Source organism: Helicobacter valdiviensis (assembly GCF_003245365.1).
Taxonomy (GTDB): domain Bacteria; phylum Campylobacterota; class Campylobacteria; order Campylobacterales; family Helicobacteraceae; genus Helicobacter_D; species Helicobacter_D valdiviensis.
Genome location: NZ_NBIU01000062.1, coordinates 1 through 3,760, shown reverse-complemented (window position 1 = coordinate 3,760; position 3,760 = coordinate 1). Strand labels below are relative to the sequence as shown.

Below are 3,760 nucleotides of genomic sequence, written 5' to 3'. Positions count from 1 at the left end.
ACTAGAATCCTTTTTATCTTCAAAGAAATACAACAAAGAATTATTTGCACTATCCCAATAAACCTCTTTTGCTTCTTCTAAAACTTTTACAATCTCTTTAATCTCTTCAACCCTTAAACCTTGATTGTATTTATCTTTTCTTTTTGGAGAGGCGTGTAAGAGATTGTTTTTGCTTAGGGTAAAATATAAGTCTTCTAAATCTTTTTTATTGAGTTTTTCTAAAAATTCTTTTGTGGTTTTATCCATTTTGCCTACTTGGATAAAATTAATAGGATATTTTTGATTATCTTTAACAATCACTTCCTCCACCATATCTTCTAAGCCTTTTTGCCAAGTATATAACTCCCTTTCTTTTTTGAAACTTTTTAGCTCTTTGCTTATCTTTTTAGCAGGGGTTAAAAGCTCTAGTTTCACAAAATTAGCAATGACTTCTTTGGCTCTTTCTTCATAAAGAGTGGCAGTGTAGTCTTCTTTTTGATTAGCTCTTTTACTCTTAGTATTTCCAAAACCTTTGCTTTCTCCCCCTTGCTTTTCTACTTCACTTCTACCTAGTCCAACCACAATGCACCTACAACCAAAATCATGCATTGTTTCATAAGGGATATGACTATCCCAAAAAGAATGCTCTTTGGGTAAAATAATCCCATTAAAGCTTTGGTGCTTAGGACGCACCTTATTATCCTCTTTAGTTACATACATTAAATGTGTTTTGCTAGATTTTATAATATTCTCATAATTGGCTCTAGCCCTAGCTCCTCGCATTTCATTATCAAAAATCTTTTTTAATCTTGCATCATCAAATTTTCCTTCTTGTGCATGTCCTAACCAACCTTTTGCTTTTAGTTTGGGTTTTATGTTTTCTTTCCAAGTTTCAAACTTATCCCCATTTTTTAAAGCTTTTATTAAAGAATTTTGCATATCTTTTAAAAGCCCCAAATCTGTAAGCTTTGAAAGCGTAAAGACTTGTTTATGGTTATTATGAGCTATTTCATCATAATCTAGCTTTGCTTTTTTGCTTTGCAAGATTTCTAAAGCTCTTGTAGGCTCCTTAAAAAAGCTAATCATCATTGCTAATACCTAAAATGCTAGAATTATTTAAAGCATTGATTAAAAGCTTTTCAAACTTCTCTTTATTTAAGTTTGGTTGTTTCTCTAGCAAGATTTCAAAAAGCTCTTCATAGCTTGTAGAATTATTGATGAAATCTGTAAGGCTTTTATCTAGTTTGCTTTCTGTCTCTTTTAAAAATTCTATAAACTCTTCTTCCTCTAAAGCCTTATCAATTGCATCTTTATTTTGGGGTTTATTGCTGTTTAAAAAGTGATTATTAGGATTTTTTGGCTCTATAACTTGCGCTTTTTGTAAAGAGCCTTGAATATTATAAGTGCTTTTTAAATATTCTTCTTCAAAAACAAACCCCATAGAATAAAGCTTATAGTCCCTCTCGCACAAATCTAGCTTAGGATTGCTTTCGCTAAAAAATTGCACTTTTAGCTCATCTTTAAAACCATTAATCTCTTTAAAAAATTTCAAAGCACGATTTAGCACAAAAAGCACAATTTTGGCATCTTGTTCTGCTAAATTTTTTCTAATTTCATTATGAGATTCTGCAGCTGCTAAAGAGCCCCCACTTACTTGTGAGCTTAGATTTGCTCCTAAAATTACACTTCTTATTTGATTATCTAAATAATCAATAATTTCATTATAATTTGCCTTAGTGCTTGGCTGGATAAGCTCTAGCTCCTCTTCTTTGTCAATGACTGCACTATCTCCTTGAAGCATAGAATACACTTCACTGGCTAGTGCATCAGGATCGCTATCTGTTTTTGCAACTGCCCAAGGAGAGCCAAAGCGTTCTAAAAACTCCATCCAAAATTTTAAAGAAGCATTTTTTAGCTTTATAGGGAAAAAGAGTTTTAAAAGAAGTGCATCGCCATTTCTTTGTAAGAAATTAGAACCAAAAAGCCCATAAATTGCCTTTCTCTCTTCTACCACCTCTTCAGTTCCAAAACCTTTAAAACAAAGCTCCCCTTCTTCATTAAAGCTAAAATTTCTAAAATCTCTTTGCTTTAAAATGGGATAATAAAAACCACTTTTTAACTTGTAATTAACTTCAAAAACATTTAAACCATAAAGATAAGTTTCTAAAATCTGTCCTATTAAATCAGGATTAAAAAGCTCTAAAAAGTTTGTCTTAATCTCTTCATTCTCACAAATAATTTGTAACTCTTTTGCTAAAATCACGCTCCTTCTTGATTGGTGGCTTTGAGAAAAGCTTAGGTCTTTAAAAATCATTCTTTGGCTTTCTTGGCTAATATGCTCAAAGCTTAAAAAGCTAGAAGATAAAAGATTATCTATTAAAGTATTGTTTTTTAAAAGTATTTCTCTTTTATTCTTATTTTCTTTTTTAAACGCAAATAATCTTTTAAACATAAACTCTCCTTTGTGGGCTTCTTACTCTTATATTGTGATTTCTTCTTTTAATGCTTGATTTAACTCTAGCTAGTAAAAAAGCTCCTGCTAAGCTATCAGGTGCATCATCATTTTTGCCTTCTGGAAATTCTAAAAGCTGACTTATGAGCATACTTTGGCTTTTATGTAAAAAAAGCTCTTCATTTTCAAAGGCAAGGCTTAAACTCTCAATGCGTTCAAACTTACTAACGCTATTGTTTTTGCCACGCAAAGGCAAAAATACTCCACTCTCTAAGCTTTTTTCTTGTATCCATTTTTTTAAGAAAAATTGTCCGCCATTGGTTTCAATTTCAATCAAACGACATTTATAAATCTTTTGAAGATTAAAAATGGTTTTTATAATACTTTGTGCTTTTAAGATTTTTACGATGCTTTCTACTACATAAAAGCCCTTTGTGCCTTTACCGATAATGGTAATTGCAGTAAAATCACTTTTTGCTTTTTCTCCTGCAGGATCGATATACATATAATACTGGCTAATTGGCGGTAAAACATCATAAAAGTTAATGCTATCAAGGCTAAAGATTTGATTTTCACTTCTTGGGTTATTAAGCTGCTCTTTATTAAAAGCTTTTAGATTTTCAGCCCTTAGCTTCATTAAATCTTCTAAGCTTTTAGCCTCATTCCAAAGAACCTTAGCCCCTTTATCCATTAAAGCTTTATTTTTTAAATAAAATTGATGAGCGGTATTAAAATCGCTATTTCTATAAAGCGTGGCGTATTCATCCCATAAATCAAGCCTTTGTGGAAACTCTTCAATAGAGCGGAATACTTTAGGATTCCAAAACCCTAGCTTTAGCTTTCTAGCCAAAACGCTATCATTGTGTAAAATTGTCCCCACATAAAGCACATCTAAACTTCCATCGGCACTTCCTAAGTTTAAAACCGCTTCATCCACCCAATCTTCTAATTTATCCCTTTGGTCTTTGCTTCTGACATTAGTATCATTTTCTAAATCATCTAAAATAACTAAATCTGGTCTTTTAACCCCATATCTAACCCCACGCAGTCTTTTACCACTTCCAAAGGCTTTAATCTTTACACCATTATTGCTTACAAACTCTCCTACACGCCAAGTCTTGCCAATGCCTACAACACTAGGAAAGTCAAGCTTTAAATGCGGATTATCTTCAAGCTCTGCTTTTATAGCTTCTAGCATTCCCTCCATAAGCTCAACTGCATCTGAAATCTCTACTATAAAGCTTTTATAGTTAAAAACCAAACACCACAAAGGAAAGAGTTGTGAAGTGTAAGTGGATTTACCATGAGCTCTTGGTGCAGCTATGGCGT

General features: G+C 32.4%; 3 protein-coding genes. All 3 read right to left on the bottom strand.

The annotated features are described in order from the left end of the window. Nucleotides 1-1,068: phage head morphogenesis protein (locus B6S12_RS10325; protein WP_111230695.1), on the bottom strand; the 1,068-nt coding region annotated here is incomplete at its 3' end. Then, entirely contained in the window at nt 1,058-2,431 is a 1,374-nt protein-coding gene (locus B6S12_RS10320) for a phage portal protein family protein (protein ID WP_111230694.1), read from the bottom strand. The genes B6S12_RS10320 and B6S12_RS10325, both read right to left, overlap by 11 nt. Beyond that, nucleotides 2,424-3,760, bottom strand: a 1,337-nt coding sequence (terL, locus tag B6S12_RS10315) for a phage terminase large subunit (protein WP_111230693.1), incomplete at its 5' end; no start/stop codon positions are given. The genes B6S12_RS10320 and terL, both read right to left, overlap by 8 nt.